The sequence below is a fragment of the Tahibacter aquaticus genome (assembly GCF_004363655.1).
Classification (GTDB): domain Bacteria; phylum Pseudomonadota; class Gammaproteobacteria; order Xanthomonadales; family Rhodanobacteraceae; genus Tahibacter; species Tahibacter aquaticus.
In genome coordinates this window covers 361,131-379,812 of record NZ_SNZH01000001.1, presented here as the reverse complement: position 1 = coordinate 379,812, position 18,682 = coordinate 361,131, and the positions used below count along the sequence as shown (strand labels likewise).

21 protein-coding genes and 1 tRNA gene are annotated in these 18,682 nt (G+C 64.2%); 21 read left to right on the top strand and 1 reads right to left on the bottom strand.

Annotation, left to right across the window (positions count from 1 at the left end):
* Positions 1-46 precede the first annotated feature (46 nt).
* The 21 genes from DFR29_RS01520 to DFR29_RS01425 all read left to right on the top strand — a co-directional run bounded on the left by DFR29_RS01520 (position 47) and on the right by DFR29_RS01425 (position 16,235).
* Positions 47-370, top strand: coding sequence for an FmdB family zinc ribbon protein (locus DFR29_RS01520; protein ID WP_133816785.1), 324 nt, complete (start codon positions 47-49; stop codon positions 368-370).
* Positions 371-477: 107 nt separating this feature from the next.
* Complete coding sequence (locus tag DFR29_RS01515; protein WP_133816784.1) at positions 478-1,023, top strand: DUF3011 domain-containing protein; 546 nt, start codon at positions 478-480, stop codon at positions 1,021-1,023.
* A 220-nt stretch (positions 1,024-1,243) separates the two neighbouring features.
* Entirely contained in the window at positions 1,244-3,016 is a 1,773-nt protein-coding gene (gene aspS, locus DFR29_RS01510; protein ID WP_133816783.1) for an aspartate--tRNA ligase, read from the top strand.
* 53 nt (positions 3,017-3,069) lie between these two features.
* Positions 3,070-3,708 (top strand): esterase/lipase family protein, encoded by a 639-nt coding sequence (locus DFR29_RS01505; protein ID WP_133816782.1) that lies wholly within the window; start codon positions 3,070-3,072, stop codon positions 3,706-3,708.
* Positions 3,709-3,764: 56 nt separating this feature from the next.
* Positions 3,765-4,283 carry a crossover junction endodeoxyribonuclease RuvC gene (ruvC, locus tag DFR29_RS01500; RefSeq protein ID WP_133817063.1) on the top strand — a complete coding sequence of 173 codons (519 nt, stop codon included), beginning with the start codon at positions 3,765-3,767 and terminating at the stop codon, positions 4,281-4,283.
* Positions 4,280-4,873: a Holliday junction branch migration protein RuvA gene (gene ruvA / locus DFR29_RS01495; protein WP_133816781.1), complete on the top strand. Its 594-nt coding sequence runs from the start codon at positions 4,280-4,282 to the stop codon at positions 4,871-4,873. The genes ruvC and ruvA overlap by 4 nt, the downstream gene beginning before the upstream one ends.
* A 35-nt stretch (positions 4,874-4,908) precedes the next feature.
* Positions 4,909-6,786 carry a potassium transporter Kup gene (locus tag DFR29_RS01490; protein ID WP_133816780.1) on the top strand — a complete coding sequence of 626 codons (1,878 nt, stop codon included), beginning with the start codon at positions 4,909-4,911 and terminating at the stop codon, positions 6,784-6,786.
* A gap of 61 nt (positions 6,787-6,847) precedes the next feature.
* Positions 6,848-7,885: a Holliday junction branch migration DNA helicase RuvB gene (ruvB, locus tag DFR29_RS01485; protein WP_133816779.1), complete on the top strand. Its 1,038-nt coding sequence runs from the start codon at positions 6,848-6,850 to the stop codon at positions 7,883-7,885.
* 116 nt (positions 7,886-8,001) lie between these two features.
* Positions 8,002-8,415 (top strand): tol-pal system-associated acyl-CoA thioesterase, encoded by a 414-nt coding sequence (ybgC, locus tag DFR29_RS01480; RefSeq protein WP_133817062.1) that lies wholly within the window; start codon positions 8,002-8,004, stop codon positions 8,413-8,415.
* Entirely contained in the window at positions 8,412-9,095 is a 684-nt protein-coding gene (tolQ, locus tag DFR29_RS01475) for a protein TolQ (protein ID WP_133816778.1), read from the top strand. Before ybgC ends, tolQ begins: the two co-directional genes overlap by 4 nt.
* A gap of 40 nt (positions 9,096-9,135) precedes the next feature.
* A complete protein-coding gene (gene tolR / locus DFR29_RS01470; protein ID WP_133816777.1) occupies positions 9,136-9,573 on the top strand; it encodes a protein TolR in 438 nt (145 codons plus the stop codon).
* Positions 9,574-9,583: 10 nt separating this feature from the next.
* Complete coding sequence (locus DFR29_RS01465; protein ID WP_133816776.1) at positions 9,584-10,420, top strand: hypothetical protein; 837 nt, start codon at positions 9,584-9,586, stop codon at positions 10,418-10,420.
* Positions 10,410-10,784, top strand: coding sequence for a hypothetical protein (locus DFR29_RS01460; protein WP_133816775.1), 375 nt, complete (start codon positions 10,410-10,412; stop codon positions 10,782-10,784). Before DFR29_RS01465 ends, DFR29_RS01460 begins: the two co-directional genes overlap by 11 nt.
* A 14-nt stretch (positions 10,785-10,798) precedes the next feature.
* On the top strand, positions 10,799-12,157 hold the full coding sequence (tolB, locus tag DFR29_RS01455; protein WP_133816774.1) for a Tol-Pal system beta propeller repeat protein TolB: 1,359 nt from the start codon (positions 10,799-10,801) through the stop codon (positions 12,155-12,157).
* A 76-nt stretch (positions 12,158-12,233) separates the two neighbouring features.
* Positions 12,234-12,749 carry a peptidoglycan-associated lipoprotein Pal gene (gene pal, locus DFR29_RS01450; protein ID WP_133816773.1) on the top strand — a complete coding sequence of 172 codons (516 nt, stop codon included), beginning with the start codon at positions 12,234-12,236 and terminating at the stop codon, positions 12,747-12,749.
* 22 nt (positions 12,750-12,771) lie between these two features.
* Positions 12,772-13,671, top strand: a complete 900-nt coding sequence (gene ybgF / locus DFR29_RS01445; RefSeq protein ID WP_425598813.1) for a tol-pal system protein YbgF — start codon at positions 12,772-12,774, stop codon at positions 13,669-13,671.
* Positions 13,672-13,966: 295 nt separating this feature from the next.
* Complete coding sequence (queE, locus tag DFR29_RS01440) at positions 13,967-14,671, top strand: 7-carboxy-7-deazaguanine synthase QueE (protein WP_133816771.1); 705 nt, start codon at positions 13,967-13,969, stop codon at positions 14,669-14,671.
* A gap of 16 nt (positions 14,672-14,687) precedes the next feature.
* Positions 14,688-15,356 carry a 7-cyano-7-deazaguanine synthase QueC gene (queC, locus tag DFR29_RS01435; RefSeq protein ID WP_133816770.1) on the top strand — a complete coding sequence of 223 codons (669 nt, stop codon included), beginning with the start codon at positions 14,688-14,690 and terminating at the stop codon, positions 15,354-15,356.
* A 156-nt stretch (positions 15,357-15,512) separates the two neighbouring features.
* Positions 15,513-15,587: transfer RNA gene (locus DFR29_RS01430), tRNA-Lys, on the top strand.
* Between the two features lie 161 nt (positions 15,588-15,748).
* Positions 15,749-16,042, top strand: coding sequence for a transposase (locus DFR29_RS30615; RefSeq protein WP_486679320.1), 294 nt, complete (start codon positions 15,749-15,751; stop codon positions 16,040-16,042).
* On the top strand, positions 15,984-16,235 hold the full coding sequence (locus DFR29_RS01425) for a transposase (RefSeq protein ID WP_133816769.1): 252 nt from the start codon (positions 15,984-15,986) through the stop codon (positions 16,233-16,235). Before DFR29_RS30615 ends, DFR29_RS01425 begins: the two co-directional genes overlap by 59 nt.
* Before the next feature lie 26 nt (positions 16,236-16,261).
* On the opposite strand, the gene DFR29_RS01420 is transcribed toward DFR29_RS01425, so the two are convergent.
* Positions 16,262-18,658 (bottom strand): phosphoketolase family protein, encoded by a 2,397-nt coding sequence (locus tag DFR29_RS01420; protein ID WP_279571511.1) that lies wholly within the window; start codon positions 18,656-18,658, stop codon positions 16,262-16,264.
* Positions 18,659-18,682: the final 24 nt, after the last annotated feature.

Genomic DNA, 18,682 nt, shown 5'->3' with positions numbered 1-18,682 from the left:
CCGGCGCCGCTTCCTGCGGCGCGTTTTTGCCTATCCAGGTGCAGCAATGCCGATCTATGAGTTCGAATGCAGCGAGTGCGGCAAGCGCTTCGATCGCCTGCAGAAATTGTCCGACCCCGATCCCACCGACTGCCCGGCCTGCGCCAAGCCCGGCGTGCGTCGCCGCGTGACCGCACCGTCGTTCCGGCTGGCCGGCTCGGGCTGGTACGAGACCGATTTCAAGAAAGACGGCGACAAGAAGCGCAATCTGGCCGAAGGCGGCAGCGACAGCGGTGCAGCCAAGAGCGAACCGGCCAAGAGCGAGCCCGCGGCAGCGACGCCGAGCAGCGACAAGCCGGCGACTGCTACCACGACGCCGTCGTCGGGCTGAGTTTTGCTGCGGCCTGAACCATTGCCGTGCTGCAGCGTGGTCCTCACGCACCTGTCAGGTGTTCAGCACTTACACTAGGCAGGCGTTTGGCCAAAGGAGAAGGTGCAATGATCACGCGTGTGCTGGGAATAGCCGCTCTGTTTCTGGGGGCATTGTTGGGGACTTCGTCCGTGGCCCAGGCTCAACGGGGCGGCGGTCGCGATTCGATCGAATGCCGTAGCGAGAATTACCGTTACGCCCGCTGCGATGCCGGCTGGCGCGACGCCCGCCTGGTGCGCCAGCTGTCGGGCAGCAGTTGTGTACGTGGCCAGACCTGGGGCATCGACCGTCGTGGCAGCATCTGGGTAGACCGCGGCTGTTCCGGCGTCTTCGTCGAAGCAGGCGGCGGCGGAGGTGGTCACGGCGGTGGTGGTGGCGGTGGCTGGAATCCGGGTCCGGACTGGGACCGCGACATCAGCTTCGTCTGCCGCAGCAGCGACTACCGCTACAACATGTGTCAGGTCGATGTCGGTCGTGGCGGCGAAGTACGCCTCGTGCGCCAGATCTCCAGCACGCGCTGCGTCCAGGGCCGTACCTGGGGCTATAACCGCGCCGGCGTCTGGGTCGACCAGGGCTGTGCTGCCGAGTTCGTGGTGGAGCGCCGTTGGCGCTGATCCCCAGCCGGCAATAACCTGCTGAAATGCCTGCCACCTCCTGCTGAGACGCAGAAGGTGGCAGCCGCCGGGCCTGCAACGGGCCGCGGCGACAACGACGGACAGATCCGTCCCGGCGGCCTTAGTGCCGGCTTTTGTTTGCAGCGCAACAAATTCCTCCGTAGGATTCCGGCCTTTCCGCCTGTGCCAGGCGGACAGTCTATTCCGGAGCCTTGAGCGTATGCGCAGCCATTACTGCGGTCTCGTCGACGAGACCCTGATCGGTCAGACCGTCACCTTGTGCGGATGGGCTGATACCCGGCGCGACCACGGCAAGCTGATTTTCATCGACCTGCGCGACCACGAAGGCATCGTCCAGTGCGTGGCAGAGCCGGAGAATGAGGCCGCTTTCAAGCCGGCCGAAGGCGTGCGCTACGAATACTGCCTGCGCATCGTCGGCAAGGTGCAGGCGCGACCGGCCAGCCAGGTGAACGAGAACTTGCGCAGCGGCAAGATCGAAGTGATCGCCGATAGTGTGGAAATCCTCAACGCCGCGGCACCACTGCCTTTCATGCTGGACGACAGCGTTGGCGAAGACACGCGTCTGCGCTACCGCTATCTGGATATCCGCCGCCCCGACATGCAGCGCAAGCTGCGCATGCGCACGCGCCTGGTCTCGGCGCTGCGCCATTACCTGGACGACAAGGGCTTCCAGGACATCGAAACGCCGATCCTGACCAAGGCCACGCCCGAAGGTGCGCGCGACTATCTCGTGCCCAGCCGCGTGCATCCGGGCGAATTCTTCGCCTTGCCGCAGTCGCCGCAGCTGTTCAAGCAGCTGCTGATGATGGCCGGCATGGACCGTTACTACCAGATTGCGCGCTGCTTCCGCGACGAAGACCTGCGTGCCGACCGCCAGCCCGAATTCACCCAGCTCGACATGGAATTCGCCTTCGTCGGCGAGCGCGATGTGCAGGATTTCGTCGAAGGCATGATCCGCTCCATCTTCAAGCAGGTGGTCGATGTCGACCTGGTCGCCGAATTCCCGCGCCTGACCTATGCCGAGGCCATGCGCCGCTACGGTTCGGACAAGCCCGATCTGCGCATCGAGCTGGAACTGGTCGACGTGGCGGACGCCGTGAAGAGCTGCGACTTCAAGGTGTTTTCCGGTCCGGCCAATGACATCGGCGGTCGCGTTGCGGCGCTGCGCGTGCCCAGCGGGGCCGAACTCACGCGCAAGCAGCTCGACGACTACGGCGTCTACGTGCAGAAGTGCGGCGCCAAGGGGCTGGCCTGGATACGCATCGACGACCTCGACAAGGGGCGCGAAGGACTGACTTCACCGATCGTGAAATTCCTCGGCGATGATGCGATCAAGGCCATCTTCGCCGCGGTCGGCGCGCAGACCGGCGACGTGATCTTCTTCGGCGCCGGCCCCTACAAGACGGTCAGTGATTTCCTCGGTGCGCTGCGCCTGAAGGTCGCCCGCGACCTGGGCCTGGTCGCCAACGCCTGGCGTCCACTCTGGATAGTCGATTTCCCGATGTTCGAATACGACTTCGACGCCAAGCGCTACGTTGCCCTGCATCATCCGTTCACCGCGCCCAAGGTCGACGATGTCTCCGACCTGCGCGCGAATGCGGCGATTTCGGTGTCGCGCGGCTACGACATGGTGCTCAACGGCAACGAGATCGGCGGCGGCTCCATCCGTATCCACCGGCCGGAAATGCAGAGCACCGTGTTCGAGCTGCTCGGCATCGGCGCGGAAGAAGCCGAGGCCAAGTTCGGCTTCCTGCTCGATGCGCTCAAATACGGCGCACCGCCGCACGGCGGCATTGCGTTCGGTATCGATCGCATCGCCGCGCTGATGGCGGGAACCGAGTCGATCCGCGACGTGATCGCCTTCCCCAAGACCGCCAGCGCGCAATGCCTGCTGACCTCGGCGCCGTCCAGCGTGCCCGAAGCGCAGTTGCAGGAATTGCACGTGCGCGTGGTCAAGCCGGTGAAGAGCTGAGATGAAACGGCCGCGGCTTGCATGGCAGGCCGCAGCACGAGCAGGATGCGCGCATGAGTGACGAGGCAGTGATCCTGGTCCACGGCGTCTGGATGCGCGCATTCAGCCTGCTGGTCTTGCGCCGGCGGCTGCGCGAAGCCGGCTTCCATACCGAACTGTTCGACTATGCCAGCGTATTCGGCCGCGGCGAGCGCGGTGTCGAACGCCTGTGCCGGCGCGTGCAGGCGCAGCGTGCAAGCACAGTACATCTGGTTGGCCACAGCATGGGCGGCCTGCTCGCCCTGCAAAGTCTGCAGCGCCTGCCGCAGGGACTCAGCGGCCGTATCGTCTGCCTGGGCTCGCCCTTGAACGGCAGTGCGGTGGCGCGTCGCGTCGAGCGCTGGCCGCTGGGACCGCGCATTCTCGGCGGCAGCCGCGATCCGCTGTGCAAGGGGCTGGGCGAGGCCAGGCCGGCGGCCAGCGTCGGCGTCATCGCCGGTACGCGCGCCTTCGGTCTGGGCCAGCTGGCTGGCGTGTTCGACGAGCCCAACGACGGCACCGTCGGCCTGTCCGAAACACGCTGGCCCGGTGCCAGTGCGCACTGCGCCGTGGATACCTCGCATACCGGCCTAACCTTGTCGCGCGAAGCGGCCAGGCTGACCGTGAATTTTCTGCGTTCGGGAAATTTCCACAACGAGGCAATGCCGTCTTGACCGTCCTGATCGGCGTGCGCCAGTGGGTTGCGCCCACCAACACGGCCCTGCCGCCGATGCGCATCCTGGGCATCGATCCGGGCTCGCAGCGCACTGGCGTCGGCGTGATCGAAACCGATGCCCAGGGCAATGCGCGCCACATCTTCCATGCGGCGATCAACCTGCTCGCCAACGACAGCTTCGCCCTGCGCCTGAAGCAGATCTTCGACGAAATAGGCGCGGTGATCGAAGCGCACCAGCCGACCGAAGTGGCTATCGAACGCGTCTTCATGGCGAAGAACGCCGATTCCGCGCTGAAGCTGGGGCAGGCGCGCGGCGCGGCGATCTGCGCTGTCGTGCATCGCAATCTCAGCGTGGCCGAATACGCCCCCAAGGAAATCAAGCAGGCCGTGGTCGGCGGCGGCGCGGCGGACAAGAGCCAGATCCAGCATATGGTCGGCGTGCTGCTGCAATTGCCGGGTAAACTCCAGGCCGATGCGGCCGATGCCCTGGCTATTGCGCTGACGCACGCGCATACCCGGGCGACGACGCAACGTATCGGCATACCGCGCACCGCATGGAGGCGCAGGCGATGATTGGTCGACTCAAAGGCGTACTCGCGAGCAAGCAGCCGCCCTGGCTGCTGATCGACGTCAACGGCGTGGGCTACGAGCTGGAAGCGCCGATGTCCACGTTCTACGACCTGCCCGAGGTCGGCCGCGAAGTGACCCTGTGCACGCACTATGCGGTCAAGGAAGATTCGGTCGCGCTGTACGGCTTTCTGCGCGAAAGCGAGCGGCTGCTGTTCCGCACCGTGCAGAAGGTCAGCGGCATCGGCGCGAAGATCGCCCTGGCGATTCTTTCCGGCGCCTCGGTGGAAGAGTTTTCGCGCCTTGTACAGACCGGTGACATCGCCGCGCTGACGCGCATTCCCGGCATCGGCAAGAAGACCGCCGAACGCATCATCGTCGAGCTGCGCGATCGTGTAGACGGCCTCGGCGGTGGCATTGCCGGTATCAGCCTTGGCGGTGCCGTGCCCCACGACCCCGTCGCCGAAGCCAGCGTCGCGCTGCAGCAGCTGGGCTACAAGCCAGCCGAGGTCAGCCGCCTGGTCAAGGACGCGTCAGCCCCCGGCGACACAGCCGAAGCGATCATTCGCAAGGCGTTGCGCGCCGCGCTGCGCTGAAGCTCTACATTTCCCTTTTTTTCGATGCCTTCCCCATGAGCAGCCAAGAGCACGGCAATAAGAATCTGTATGCCCTGGCGCTGGGCGCGATCGGCGTCGTCTACGGCGACATCGGCACCAGCCCGCTTTACACACTGAAAGAAGCCTTCGGCCCGCACGGCGTGGCGGTTACGCCCGACAACGTCCTTGGCGTGCTGTCACTGATCTTCTGGTCGCTGATCGTGGTGGTGTCGATCAAATACGCCACTTTCATCATGTCGGCGGACAACAAGGGCGAGGGCGGCATCATGGCCCTGACCACGCTGGCGCACCGCGGCGTGCGATCCAGCGCCCGTGCGCGCTGGATCATCATGGTGCTGGGCCTGTTCGGCGCGGCCCTGTTCTTCGGCGACAGCGTGATCACGCCGGCCATGTCGGTGCTGTCGGCGGTGGAAGGCCTCAAGGTGGCCACGCCGGCGCTGGACCGTTTCGTCGTGCCGATTGCGGTCGTGGTGCTGATCGCGCTGTTTGCACTGCAGCGCAACGGCACAGCCAAGGTGGCACGCGTGTTCGCGCCGATCATGGTGATCTGGTTCCTGGCGCTGGCCGTGCTGGGCGTGATCAAGATCATCGATGCGCCGCAGGTATTGAACGCACTGAATCCCTACTACGCGATGGAGTTCTTCTACGAGAACGGCCGCGTCGGTTTCTTCGCACTGGCCTCGGTCATCCTGGCGCTGACCGGCGCCGAGGCGCTGTATGCGGACATGGGGCATTTCGGCAAGCGGCCGATCCGCCGCGCCTGGTTCGCTTTCGTGCTGCCGGCATTGATGCTCAATTATCTGGGGCAGGGTGCCTTGCTGCTGGCCGATCCGGCCGCGGCGCAGAATCCGTTCTACCTGCTGGTACCGCCGGTGCTGCTCTACCCGATGATCGCACTGGCGACAATGGCGGCGGTGATCGCTTCGCAGGCGGTGATCTCCGGCGCCTTCTCGGTCACGCGCCAGGCGATACAGCTGGGCTATCTGCCGCGCATGGAAGTGGTGCATACCTCGCGCGAAACCATGGGCCAGATCTACCTGCCCGGGCTCAACCGCGTGCTGCTGGTACTCACCGTTGCGGTGGTGATCGGCTTCCACAGCTCGACCAATCTGGCGGCGGCCTACGGCATCGCGGTGATTGGCACCATGACCATCGACTCGGTGCTGGTGATGATCGTGGCGCGGCGCATCTGGGCCTGGCAGCGCTGGCACGTGGCGGCGCTGGGCGGCTTGTTCCTCGCCGTCGACCTGGCCTTCCTCGGCGCCAATCTGGAAAAAGTGGAGCATGGCGGCTGGTTCCCCCTGGTGCTGGGCCTGGTCGTGTTCACCGTGATGACGACCTGGCGCCGTGGCCGCGATCTGGTCATCCGCGAACTGAAGAACGCCGGACTCGCTCTGCGCCCGTTCATCGAATCCATCGCCGAACATCCGCCGCTGCGCGTGCCAGGGCAGGCGGTATTCCTGACCGCGCAGATCGATGCCGTGCCGCACGCCTTGCTGCACAACCTCAAGCACAACAAGGTGCTGCACGAGCAGAACGTGGTACTGACGGTGGAATGGCTGGAAACGCCTACGGCTGAGCCGGAAGAGCGCATCGAGCTGATTGCACTGGGGCACGAATTCCACCAGCTGACCATCCGCTACGGCTTTGCCGAAGACCCCGATGTGCCCGACATGCTGGCCAAGTGCGAGAAGGCCGGGCTGGTATTCGACATGATGGACACCACGTTCTTCCTCAGCCGCGAAAGTATCGTCGCGACCGACAACCGCGGCATGCCGAAATGGCGCGACAAGCTGTTTGCCTTCATGCAGCGCAACGCCTTGCCGGCGACGGCGTTCTTTCAGATTCCCGGCAATCGCCTCATCGAGCTGGGCACGCAGGTGGAGATCTGATGCCTGGCCAGGGCAGTGCGCACGGCCGCGGCGCTGCGGTAATTCGTATACAGGTGGAACGATGAACGATCGCGTCAGCTCCAGCGCATCCACGCGCGAGGACGAATTGCTGGAAGCCTCGATCCGGCCGCAGCGCCTGGCCGAGTACCTGGGCCAGCAGGCCGCGCGCGAGCAGCTGAGCATCTACATCGAGGCAGCACGCCGGCGCGCCGGTGCGCTGGACCACGTTCTGATCTTCGGCCCGCCCGGCCTGGGCAAGACCACCCTCGCCCACGTGATTGCCAACGAGATGGGCGTGAACCTGCGCACGACCTCGGGGCCGGTGATCGAGCGTGCCGGCGACCTGGCGGCGCTGCTGACCAACCTGCAGCCCCACGACGTGCTGTTCGTCGACGAGATCCACCGGCTGTCGCCCGTGGTCGAGGAAGTGCTGTATCCGGCCATGGAAGACTTCCAGATCGACATCATGATCGGTGAAGGGCCAGCTGCCCGTTCGATCAAGCTCGACCTGCCGCCGTTTACCCTGATCGGCGCAACCACCCGCGCCGGCCTGCTCACCAGTCCGCTGCGCGACCGCTTCGGCATCGTGCAGCGGCTGGAGTTCTATACGCCGGAGGAGCTCGGCGCGATCGTGCGGCGCTCGTCGCGCATCCTCGGCATTCCCTGCGAGCCGGCCGGCGCGGCCGAGATCGCACGGCGTTCCCGCGGTACGCCGCGCATTGCCAACCGCCTGCTGCGCCGGGCTCGTGACTTTGCCGAGGTGCGCGCCGGTGGCGTCATCACGCTCGATGTCGCCAAGGCGGCGATGGACATGCTCAAGGTCGACCCCGAAGGCTTCGACGCACTCGACCGGCGCCTGCTGCGCACCATCATGGAAAGTTTCGACGGCGGTCCTGTCGGGGCTGAGTCGCTGGCTGCGGCGTTGTCGGAAGAGCGCGGCACTATCGAAGATGTGCTGGAGCCCTATCTGATCCAGCAGGGCTACCTGGTGCGCACCGCGCGCGGCCGCATGGTGACCGCGCGGGCCTATCAGCATTTTGGCCTGAAGCCGCCGCGGCGGGCCGATCAGGCGCCGGATCTGTTCGGGGCTGAGCCCTAGCGATACCTGGGTGCGGCCGTGTTCAGGCGCGGCCAGCTATGATCGCCGCCTCGTTTTGCGCGCAGAAATCACCGTCGCTGTTGTCCGGCGGCACTGTCCCCGTCCAAGGATGCGTCATGGTCGCTGCTCAGTTCCGCTGGTCTGTCCGAGTGTATTGGGAAGACACGGATGCGGGCGGGGTGGTCTACCATGCGAGCTACCTGCGTTTCCTCGAGCGAGCCCGTACCGAGTACCTGCGTCATCTCGGTATTGAGCAGGAGGGGCTGCGCAAGGACAATAACCTGGTCTTCGTGGTGCGCGATCTTGCGATCGGTTTCGAGAAACCGGCGCGGCTCGACGATCTGCTGGGTGTTACCGTGGCGCTGGTGGAACGGCGTCCGGCCAGCCTGGTGTTCCAGCAACAGATCCTGCGCGAGTCCGATGCGGTAGTACTGGTGCAGGCGCGCGTGCGCGCCGCCTGTGTCGCTGCAGCGGGTTTCCGTCCACGTCCCATTCCCGACGGCTTGTTTGCGGAGATTTCCAAGGCATGAACGCTGGTGATTTGAATATTTGGCAGCTGGTCCTGCACGCAAGCCTGTTCGTCAAGTTCGTCATGCTGGTGCTGCTGGCGTTCTCGTTCCTGTCCTGGGGCATCATCTTCCGCAAGCACACCATGCTGAAGACGGCGCTGACCGGCGCGAACGAATTCGAAGAGCGCTTCTGGTCCGGCGCGGATCTGGCCGCGCTGTTCCGCGAAGTGACCGGCCGTGGCGGACAGATCAGTGGCATCGAAGGCATCTTCGAGGCGGGCTTCCGAGAGTTCGCGCGCCAGCGCCAGCGCCGCGGGGTCGACCCGCGTACCCTGCTCGAAGGCGCCCAGCGTGCCATGCGCGTCGCCCAGACGCGCGAGATCGATCGCCTCGAAGGCAATCTGGAATTTCTTGCCAATGTCGGCTCGATCAGCCCCTACGTCGGCCTGCTCGGTACCGTCTACGGCATCATGATCTCATTCCAGGGCCTGGCCACGTTGAAGGAAGCGACCATCGCCAGCGTCGCGCCCGGTATTTCCGAAGCCCTGGTCGCCACCGCCATGGGCCTGATCGCGGCCATCCCGGCTTCCTGGGCCTACAACCGCTATTCCAACAAGGTCGAGCGTGTCGCTACGCGCTTCGATACCTTCACCGAAGAGTTCTCCGCCATCCTGCAGCGCCAGGCGCACGTCGAGGATTGAGCGCAACCCCGCGTTCGAATCCGTACCGTTGGAGCCGCCGATGCAAACCCACCGCCGCAAGCGCAAGAAACTCAAATCCGAAATCAACGTCGTGCCGTATATCGACGTGATGCTGGTGCTGCTGATCATCTTCATGGTCACTGCGCCGCTGCTGAACCTGGGCGTGGACATCGAGCTGCCCGAGTCGGAAGTGGCAAAAAGTATTAGTGTGGACAAAGACCCGGTCGTGGTCAGCGTCGACGAGGCCGGCAATTTCTATATGACCGAACCCAAGGGGGAGCGCATCAAGCTCGATGCGAATGCCTTGAGGGAGCGCATGGCCGCCTACGTGCGCAACAACCCCAAGCAGCCGGTCTACGTGGCCGGCGACGGCAAGGTCGAGTACAGCAAGGTGTACGACGCCATGGCGCAGCTGCAGGCCGCCGGCGTGCCCAAGGTCGGCCTGATGGGCCAGCCGCCGCCGGACAAGGCGAAATGAGCGCCGCCTGATGTATAGCGACGACGACAGCCTGCTGCCCTGGGTGTATTCCCTGCTCTGCCATCTCGGCGTGGCAGCATTGGTCTTTGCCGGTATCTGGTGGAGCAGCAAGGCCGTGGTCGTGAGCATTCCGGGGCCGATCATCGAGGGCGTTTTCATCGGCAAGGCAGCGACACCACCGCCGCGAAAGAAAGCCGAGGTCAAGCCGCCCAAGCCGGTCGAGGCCAAGCCCGAAACGGAAAAGCCCAAGGTCGAAGAGCCAGCACCGGAACCGCCCAAGCTGGACCGGAAAGACCAGGAAAAGGTCACCGACAAGATCACCCAGCAGAAAGCCGACGACGACGCCAAGGTGCAGGAAGAACTGCGCAAGAAGCAGGACCAGATCGAGCTGGCCGAGAAGCAAGCCGCCGAAGCCGAGAAAAAGAAAAAGCTGGAAGAAGAAAAGGCGCAGCAGAAGCGCGATCGCGAGGCCAAGGCCGCTGCGGAAAAGGCCAAGAAGGAAGAGGCCGCGCATCTGCTGGCGATGATCGCCGACGAAGCCAAGAGTGGCCAGGAAGGTACCGATACCAGCCTGGAGGCCGAGTATTACGCCGCCATCCAGCGCGTGGTCACGGACAACTGGCTGCGGCCCGAAAGCACGCCGGCCGGGCTGCGCTGCACCCTGGAAATTGTCCAGTATGTCGGGGGCGACGTGGTCAGTGCCGTGGTGGTTAACCCCTGCAATGCCGACCAGCCCACCCGCACCTCGCTGGAGCAGGCGCCGATGCGGGCCTCGCCCTTGCCGTATACCGGCTACGAGTCGGTGTTCAAGCGCCGCTTGCGCTTCGAGTTCAAGTATGACGGCTGATGTGTACGCGATAACCGTCGATACGGGATTGCTTGCCGCTGACGACGTTCTGGCGGACTCTTCCATATCTGCGGAAATTCGCCGTGAGCTGGCCGGCCCCGTGGCTGCCGTGCACGCGGCAGTCATGGCGAATTGGGTACAAGCGGCAACGGCCAGGAGTTGCCTGAGTTGCCCGGCCGACAGTATTCAGCCTGGTGGTGGCGACGTCGTTCAGGTCAGCTTCGGCAAGCCCTGCAATGCTGATGTGGCCTCGCGCAACGCCATCGAACGGGCTGTGCGGCGCACATCGCCACAACCTTTTGCCGGCTTTGAACAAGCGCTTCAGCGCCGGATTTCCCTCGTTTTCACGTACAACGGCCACTAGGGCGGACCCGATCTATGCGAGCAAAACCCCTCATCCGATTCGCCAATCACCTGCTTTGCCTGCTCGCCTTGAGCCTGCTTGGACTGGGCCCGGCCCTGGCCCAGGCGCCGCAGGCGGGGCTCAGCAGTGACGTGCCGACCATTGTCATCAATACCGGCACGGCTGCCCAGCTCAAGATTGCTGTCGTCCCCTTCGCCTTCGAAGCTGCCGGCGCGCCGGTCGAGACCGATGTGTCCGATGTCGTGCGCATGGATCTGTCCCGCTCCGGCACGTTTGCCCCGCTGGACAAGAAAGACGTCGTCGAATTCCCGACCCGCGGCAACGACATCAAATACGCCACCTGGAACCTGCTCAAGCAGCAGTTCATCGCTGTCGGCCGCGTGACCGATGCCGATGGCGGCGCCATGCGGGTCGAGTTCGAGCTTTACGACGTAGCCAAGCAGGAACGCCTGCTCGGCCTGGCCATCACCGGCCAGCGCAGCGACCTGCGCGGCGTCGGCCACCAGATCGCCGACCTGATCTACGAAAAGATCACCGGCCTGCGCGGTGCGTTCTGGACGCGAGTGGCCTATGTCACCGCTGCCGGCGTCAGCCCGAACATCAACTATGCGCTGATGGTGGCCGATTCCGACGGTTACAACCCGCAGGTATTGGTGAAGTCGCGCGAGCCGCTGCTGTCGCCGTCGTGGTCGCCGGACGGCAAGAAGCTGGCCTATGTCTCGTTCGAGCGCGGCGATTCGGCCATCTACATCCAGGAAATCGCCACCGGTTCGCGCCAGGTCGTGTCCAACCGCAAGGGCATCAATGGCGCGCCCGCGTTCTCGCCGGACGGCAGCAAGCTGGCCCTGACCCTGTCTTACCTGGGCAATCCCGACATCTTCATCATGGATCTGGCCAGCCGCGAACTGAAGCGCGTGACCAACCATTTCTCCATCGATACCGAAGCCCAATGGATGCCGGACGGCCAGTCCCTGGTGTTCACTTCCGACCGCTCGGGCAAGCCGCAGCTGTATACCGTATCGACCGCGGGCGGAGACGCTACCCGCCTTACGTTCCAGGGCGAATACAACGCCAAGTCGTCCATCTCCTACGACGGCAAGAAGTTCGCTATGGCGCAAGGCACTGGAAATGTGTATCGTATTGCGGTTTTGGACCGGAGCAAGTCCGCGGCGGGCATGAATGTCCTCTCGCCAGGCAGCGTGGACGAGTCGCCGAGCTTCGCACCGAATGGAAGCATGCTGCTTTACGCCGCTACCGACGGACCGCGCGGTGTGTTGTATGCGGTGTCGGCGGATGGCCGAGTGCGCCAGCGGCTAGTTCTGGCAGACGGTGATGTGCGGGAGCCGTCGTGGGGCCCATTCCGACAGCGATAAATGAAGACGCCGGGTGACCGGCGCTAGCTACTGACCTTGTTTTATCTGACTGACCTGACCTCCTAAGGACTACACCATGAACACCTCGCTTCGCCTTGCTATCGCCGCGCTGCTTTGCGTCACCGCTGTTGGTTGCGCCAAGAAAGCCGTCAAGACCCAGCCGTCGGGCAACACCGAATCCACCTCGCAGCCCACCACCGGCGGCAGCACCGAAGCCGGCGGCTACAAGGAAACCGACCTGACCTCGGACTCCTGCCTGCGCCAGCGCGTGATCTACTTCGATCTGGACAAGACCGAGATCAAGGGCGAATTCCAGGCCCAGATCGCCTGCCATTCCAAGTTCATCCGCCAGTTCCCGAACTACAACGTCACGCTGGAAGGCAACGCCGACGAGCGCGGTTCGCGCGAATACAACCTGGGTCTGGGCGAGCGTCGCGGCAATGCCGTGCAGAGCGGCCTGTCCTCGGCCGGCGCCCCGGGCAACCAGCTGAACGTGGTGTCCTACGGCGAAGAGCGTCCGACCTGCAAAGACCACAGCGAAGACTGCTGGTCGAAGAACCGTCGCGTCGAAATCGTCTACACCAAGAACTAAGCAGTAAAGGAAGGCGATGCGCGTGATCACCACCTCGTTCGGTGCCCGCATCACAGTCGCGGCGGCCTTGGCCGCCGCGACTGTTTCCATGCCGGTAGCCGCAGAACGACTGAGCCTCGCCGAGCGCGTGGCTGCCCTGGAAGCCCAGGCTCAGGCCGGCAAGGGCAATGTCGACATGGTCAACCAGATCCAGGCGCTGCAGACGGAAGTTCAGCAGCTCAACGGGCTGGTCGAACAGCTTCGCCACCAGCTCGACGAAACCAAGGAACGCAACAAGCAGCAATACGGCGACCTCGATTCCCGTCTCGGCCGCCTCGAAGGCGGTGGTGGCGGTGCTGCCCCGGCCAGTGCGCCGGCGAACAACGGCCAACTCCAGGATATTCAGCTGAACGCGCCAGCCGGTGCGGCCAGCACTCTGCCGCCACCGTCGACCGATCCTGCACTGGATCTGGGCGGTGCCAGCTCAACCCCCTCGCATACGCCGGAACCCGCGGCGGTCCCGCCGCCGGCTTCGCCGCGGTTCGACCCGGCAGCGGAAAAGGCGGGTTATGACGAAGCCTTTGCTGCGCTCAAGGACGGCCGCTACGCGGAATCCGCGCGCCGTTTCCAGGCCTTCATCGACGCCTATCCGAACTCCGAACTGACTGCCAACGCCTATTACTGGCTAGGCGAGTCGTACTACGTGACGCAGAACTACCGCGTCTCGCTGGATACCTTCCAGACCTTGCTGAAGACCTATCCGGACAGCCAGAAAGCGCCGGATGCGATGCTCAAGACCGGCTACTGCCAGTACGAACTGAAACAGTGGGAGCCGGCCAAGGCGACGCTGACCCGCGTCGTGCAGAAGTATCCGGACACCACGGTGGCGCGCCTGGCCCAAGGCCGTCTGCGCGCGCTGCAGTCCGAGGGCGCACGCCAGTAAGCAGCACCCGCTGCCTTCGGTGCCAGTGGCCGGTTTGCAGGGAAACAGCCAGGGCCGACAGCATTGCTGTCGGCTTTTTCCATTTTGCGGCAGCCATGCGAATGGCTTGCTGGCCGGACCCTGAGGCTGCAGCGATCCCGCCGCCCGTGCCAACGGGGCGCGCTGTACTTCACTGGCGGCACGGCCGCGTCGTCCGACGAAACCCCGCCGCCACGATTGAAACTACTTGCGAGACAGAAGCCAGCCCGATGCATTTTTTCCCTTCCAACCTGAGTCCCTGTCCGGTGTCAGCGCGATGACGGCCGGTGCTGGCCAGTCTGTGCCCGCTGCTGCATCCCGGGCCGATGCCGTGCCGCTGGATCAGCGCCTGCGCATCACCGAAATCTTCCACTCCATCCAGGGCGAGGCGGATGCGGTGGGCTGGCCGACGGTGTTCGTACGCCTGACCGGCTGCCCGCTGCGCTGCACCTGGTGCGACACCACGTATTCCTTCCATGGCGGCCAGTGGCACAGCATCGACGAGATCCTGGCAGAAGTCGGCCGGCACGGCGCGCGCCATGTCTGCGTCACTGGCGGCGAGCCCCTGTCGCAGAAACGCTGCCTCGTCCTGCTGCGCAGGCTCTGCGATGCGGGCTACGACGTGTCGCTGGAAACTTCCGGTGCGCTCGACGTCGCTGCCGTCGATGGCCGCGTGCGCAAGGTGATGGATCTCAAGGCGCCCGACTCGGGCGAGTTCAAACGCAACCGCTGGAGCAATCTCGCCCACCTGCGCGCACACGACCAAGTCAAATTCGTCCTGGCTGGCCGTGCCGACTACGAATGGGCACGTGCCACCGTCGAAGAGCATCAGCTGGCACAAACCTGCCAGGTGCTGTTTTCCCCCGTGCACGCCAGCCTGAAACCGCGCGCGCTGGCCGAGTGGATACTCGCCGACCGCCTGCCCGTGCGCATGCAATTGCAATTGCACAAACTGCTCTGGGGCGATGAGCCCGGGCATTGAAGGTCAGAACTAACCCATGAGCAAACCCGCAGTCGTACTCGTTTCCGGTGGCATGGATTCCGCCGTCGTCCTCGCCATTGCGCGCGAACAGGGCTTCAGCTGCCACGCCCTCAGCGTGGCCTACGGCCAGCGCCACGTGTCCGAGCTGGACGCTTCCGACCGCGTCTGCGCCCTGCTCGGCGCCGCCGCCCACAAGACCGTCACCGTCGACCTGCGCAGCATCGGCGGCTCTGCCCTTACGGCCGACATCGCCGTGCCCGAACAGGGTGGCGCCGGTATCCCGATCACCTACGTGCCCGCGCGCAACACCATCATGCTGTCCATCGCCCTGGGCTGGGCCGAGGTGCTGGGCTCCAGCGACATCTTCTGCGGCGTCAACGCAGTCGACTACTCCGGCTATCCCGACTGCCGCCCCGCGTTCATCGACAGTTTCCAGCAGTTGGCCAACCTCGCCACCAAGGCGGGCGTCGAAGGCGCCGGTATCCGCGTCCACGCGCCGCTGATGCGCATGAGCAAGGCCGACATCGCCCGGCAAGGCCAGCGCCTGGGCGTCGACTTCGCCGTCACCGTGTCGTGCTATCAGGCCGACGAAAAAGGCCGCGCCTGCGCCCACTGCGACGCCTGCCGCCTGCGTGCCGAAGGCTTCCGCGACGCAGGCATGATCGATCCGACGCGTTACCGCTGAGCGCCACACTCCGGCTTGCCGCACTGCGCGCTCGCGCGAGCGACAAATGCGGCGGTGCTACCTGCATAAAGCCGCTTGTCCCTGGCCGTCCCAGGCACTAAACTTCGCCTCCCTCGCGCGCCGGCCTTCCCGCCAGCGCCCAGAAGCACCCTCCGTGGGCCGTTAGCTCAGTGGTAGAGCATCGGACTTTTAATCCGTTGGTCGATGGTTCGAGTCCATCACGGCCCACCACAAACTAGTCCGGCAACGTCCGCCGGCATCCACAGCCCCCCCAGAAACCGCGCCACAGCGGGTTCTTCGTCGGGCAGTGTCCGACTCTGTCCGTTGAGAACCTGACAAAGGTGAGGGCACTTTTGGGGGCATCGCGCTAACTCGCAAGGCTGATAGCCCCAATGGCACTGACCGATACTGCTAGGACTGTTCTCGTACTCGTCAGTGGATGCGCGCGTGCGGCGGAGCATCCGATCCTCAAGCTGCGTGAACTGGTGGACGGTGTTCTGCGGGAGATGTGTGGGCTATTCGAAGCGCGTTATGCGAAAACCGGCCGGCCATCGATTCCGCCGGAGCGTCTGCTACGCGCTTCGCTGCTGCACGTGGTCTACAGCGTGAAAGAGCGAGCTTCTGTTGATGGAGCAGTCGGACTACAACTTGCTGTTCCGCTGGTTTGTCGTCTTCAACATCGATGAGGCGGTATCGGATCCCTCGACATTCTCTTTCAATCGTGAGCGGTTGTTCGACGAGGAGGGCGCCCAGCAGTTCTTCGACAACACCGTGCTGGTGGCGCAGCCCAAGCAGCTGACGAGCAACGAGCATTTCTCCGTAGCCACAGCTCATCGCTCATCCGACACTCCCTTTCCAGCTCGACGGCGTGCCGGGTGACCTGCACAGGGCGGCACACAGCAGAGTCATGGTCTGTGCGCCCAGCGCCAGTTCCGGATCTCGGGCATGTCCTGGCCGTTTCGATTGATGTACAGCCTGTGCTCGATCAGCTTCGCCTCAAGCCGCTGCTTGAGTTCCAAGCCCTCGTCGCCGGTTTTTGGCAGGCGATTTATGGTGTCGATCGCGAGATGGAACCGATCCATGTCGTTGAGTACAGTCATGTCGAAGGGCGTGGTGGTCGTGCCTTCTTCCTTGTAGCCGCGAACGTGGATGTTGCGGTGGTTGGTGCGGCGGTACGTCAACTTGTGAATCAGCGACGGATACGCATGAAACGCGAAGATCACAGGCCTGTCGCACGTGAACAGCGCGTCGAAGTTCGCATCGCTCAATCCATGCGGGTGTTCGCTCCGCGGTTGCAAGCGCATCAGGTCGACGACATTGACCACGCGAATTTTCAGCGCCGGCAGGTGTTCGCGCAGGATGGAAACCGCGGCCAGCGTCTCCAGTGTCGGCACGTCGCCACAGCACGCCATGACGACATCCGGCTCCTGGCCTGCATCGTTGCTTGCGAAGGACCAGATGCCGATGCCGGCCGCGCAGTGTTCGGCCGCCGCATCCATGTCCAGCCATTGCGGTGCCGGATGCTTGCCGGCAACGACGACATTGACGTAGTGGCGGCTGCGCAGGCAGTGGTCCATCACCGACAACAGGCAGTTCGCATCGGGCGGCAGATAAACGCGTACCACGCCGGACTTCTTGTTGGTGACGTGGTCGATGAAACCGGGATCCTGGTGCGAAAAGCCGTTGTGGTCCTGGCGCCAGACGTGCGAAGCCAGAAGGTAGTTCAGCGACGCGACCGGGCGGCGCCACGGTAACTGGGCGCTGACCTTCAGCCATTTGGCGTGCTGGTTGAACATCGAATCCACAATGTGGATGAAGGCCTCGTAGCAGTTGAACAAGCCATGCCGCCCGGTCAGGAGGTAGCCTTCAAGCCAGCCCTGGCATTGGTGCTCGCTCAGCATCGAATCGACCACGCCGCCACTGTGCGCAAGGAACTCGTCGTTCGGCAGAGTCGCCGCTTCCCACTGCCGGCTTGTCACATCGAAGAGCGCCGCCAATCCGTTGGAGGCTGTCTCGTCCGGTCCGAACACGCGGAAGTTGCGAGGTGTCTCGTTGCGCTTCGCCACGTCGCGCAGGAACGGACCCAGCACGCGCGTATCGCCGATGCCCGGAGTACCTGGCGCAGGAACGGGCGCGGCATACTCGCGGAAGTCTGGTAACTGTAGATCGTGCAGGAGCGCGCCGCCGTTTGCGTGGGGGTTTGCACCCATGCGCCTGTTGCCTTGAGGCGCCAGTTCAGTGAGTTCGGCGTTCAGCCGTCCGCGCTCGTCGAACAGTTCTTCTGGCCGGTAACTCTTCAGCCAATCTTCCAGCAGCTTTAGGTGCGCCGGCTGAGCGGAGGGCGCCGATATAGGCACCTGGTGTGAGCGAGAGGTACCTTCGATCGTTTTACCGTCGACAACTTTAGGGCCGGTCCAGCCTTTGGGCGACGACAGCACGATCATCGGCCAGCGCGGTCGGGCGAGATCTCCGTCGACGCGCGCCCTGTGCTGGATGGCTTTGATCTGGAAAATCGCACTGTCGAGCGCGCTGGCCATCGCTTCGTGCATGAGTGCAGGGTCGGAACCTTCGACGAACAACGGAGACCACCCGTAGCCGAGGAACAGTTGTTCCAGTTCTTCGTGTGTTATGCGCGCCAGCACGCTGGGGTTGGCGATCTTGTAGCCGTTGAGGTGCAAGATCGGCAGCACAGCGCCGTCGGAAGCCGGGTCGAGAAATTTATTGGAGTGCCAGGCCGTGGCCAGCGGGCCGGTCTCGGCCTCGCCATCGCCGACCACGCACGCGACGACGAGCGATGGGTTGTCGAACACCGCGCCGAACGAATGACTCAGTGAATAGCCCAGCTCGCCGCCTTCGTGGATCGAGCCGGGACACTCCGGCGATGCGTGGCTGGGAATGCCGCCGGGAAATGAAAACTGGAGAAAGAGCTTTTGCAGCCCAGCTTCGTCCTGGCCGATGTGCGGGTAAATCTCGCTGTAGCTGCCCTCCAGATACGTGTTCGCCACTACGGCCGGCCCGCCGTGCCCTGGGCCGCACACGTAAATCATGTCGAGGTCGTACTGGCGAATGACCCGGTTGAGATGCACGTAGATGAAGTTCTGTCCCGGTGTCGTGCCCCAGTGGCCGAGCAACATCGGTTTCACGTCGCTCAGCATCAGCGGCCGTCTCAGCAACGGATTGTCGAACAGGTAGATCTGGCCCACAGACAAGTAGTTGGCAGCGCGCCAGTAGGCGTCCATTTTCCGCGACAGTTCGGGCGCGAGCGTCGGAGCGTTCATGATTGCGTTCTCTGTGCGGTACACCGCGATGGCCGCCCGAGAAACCGG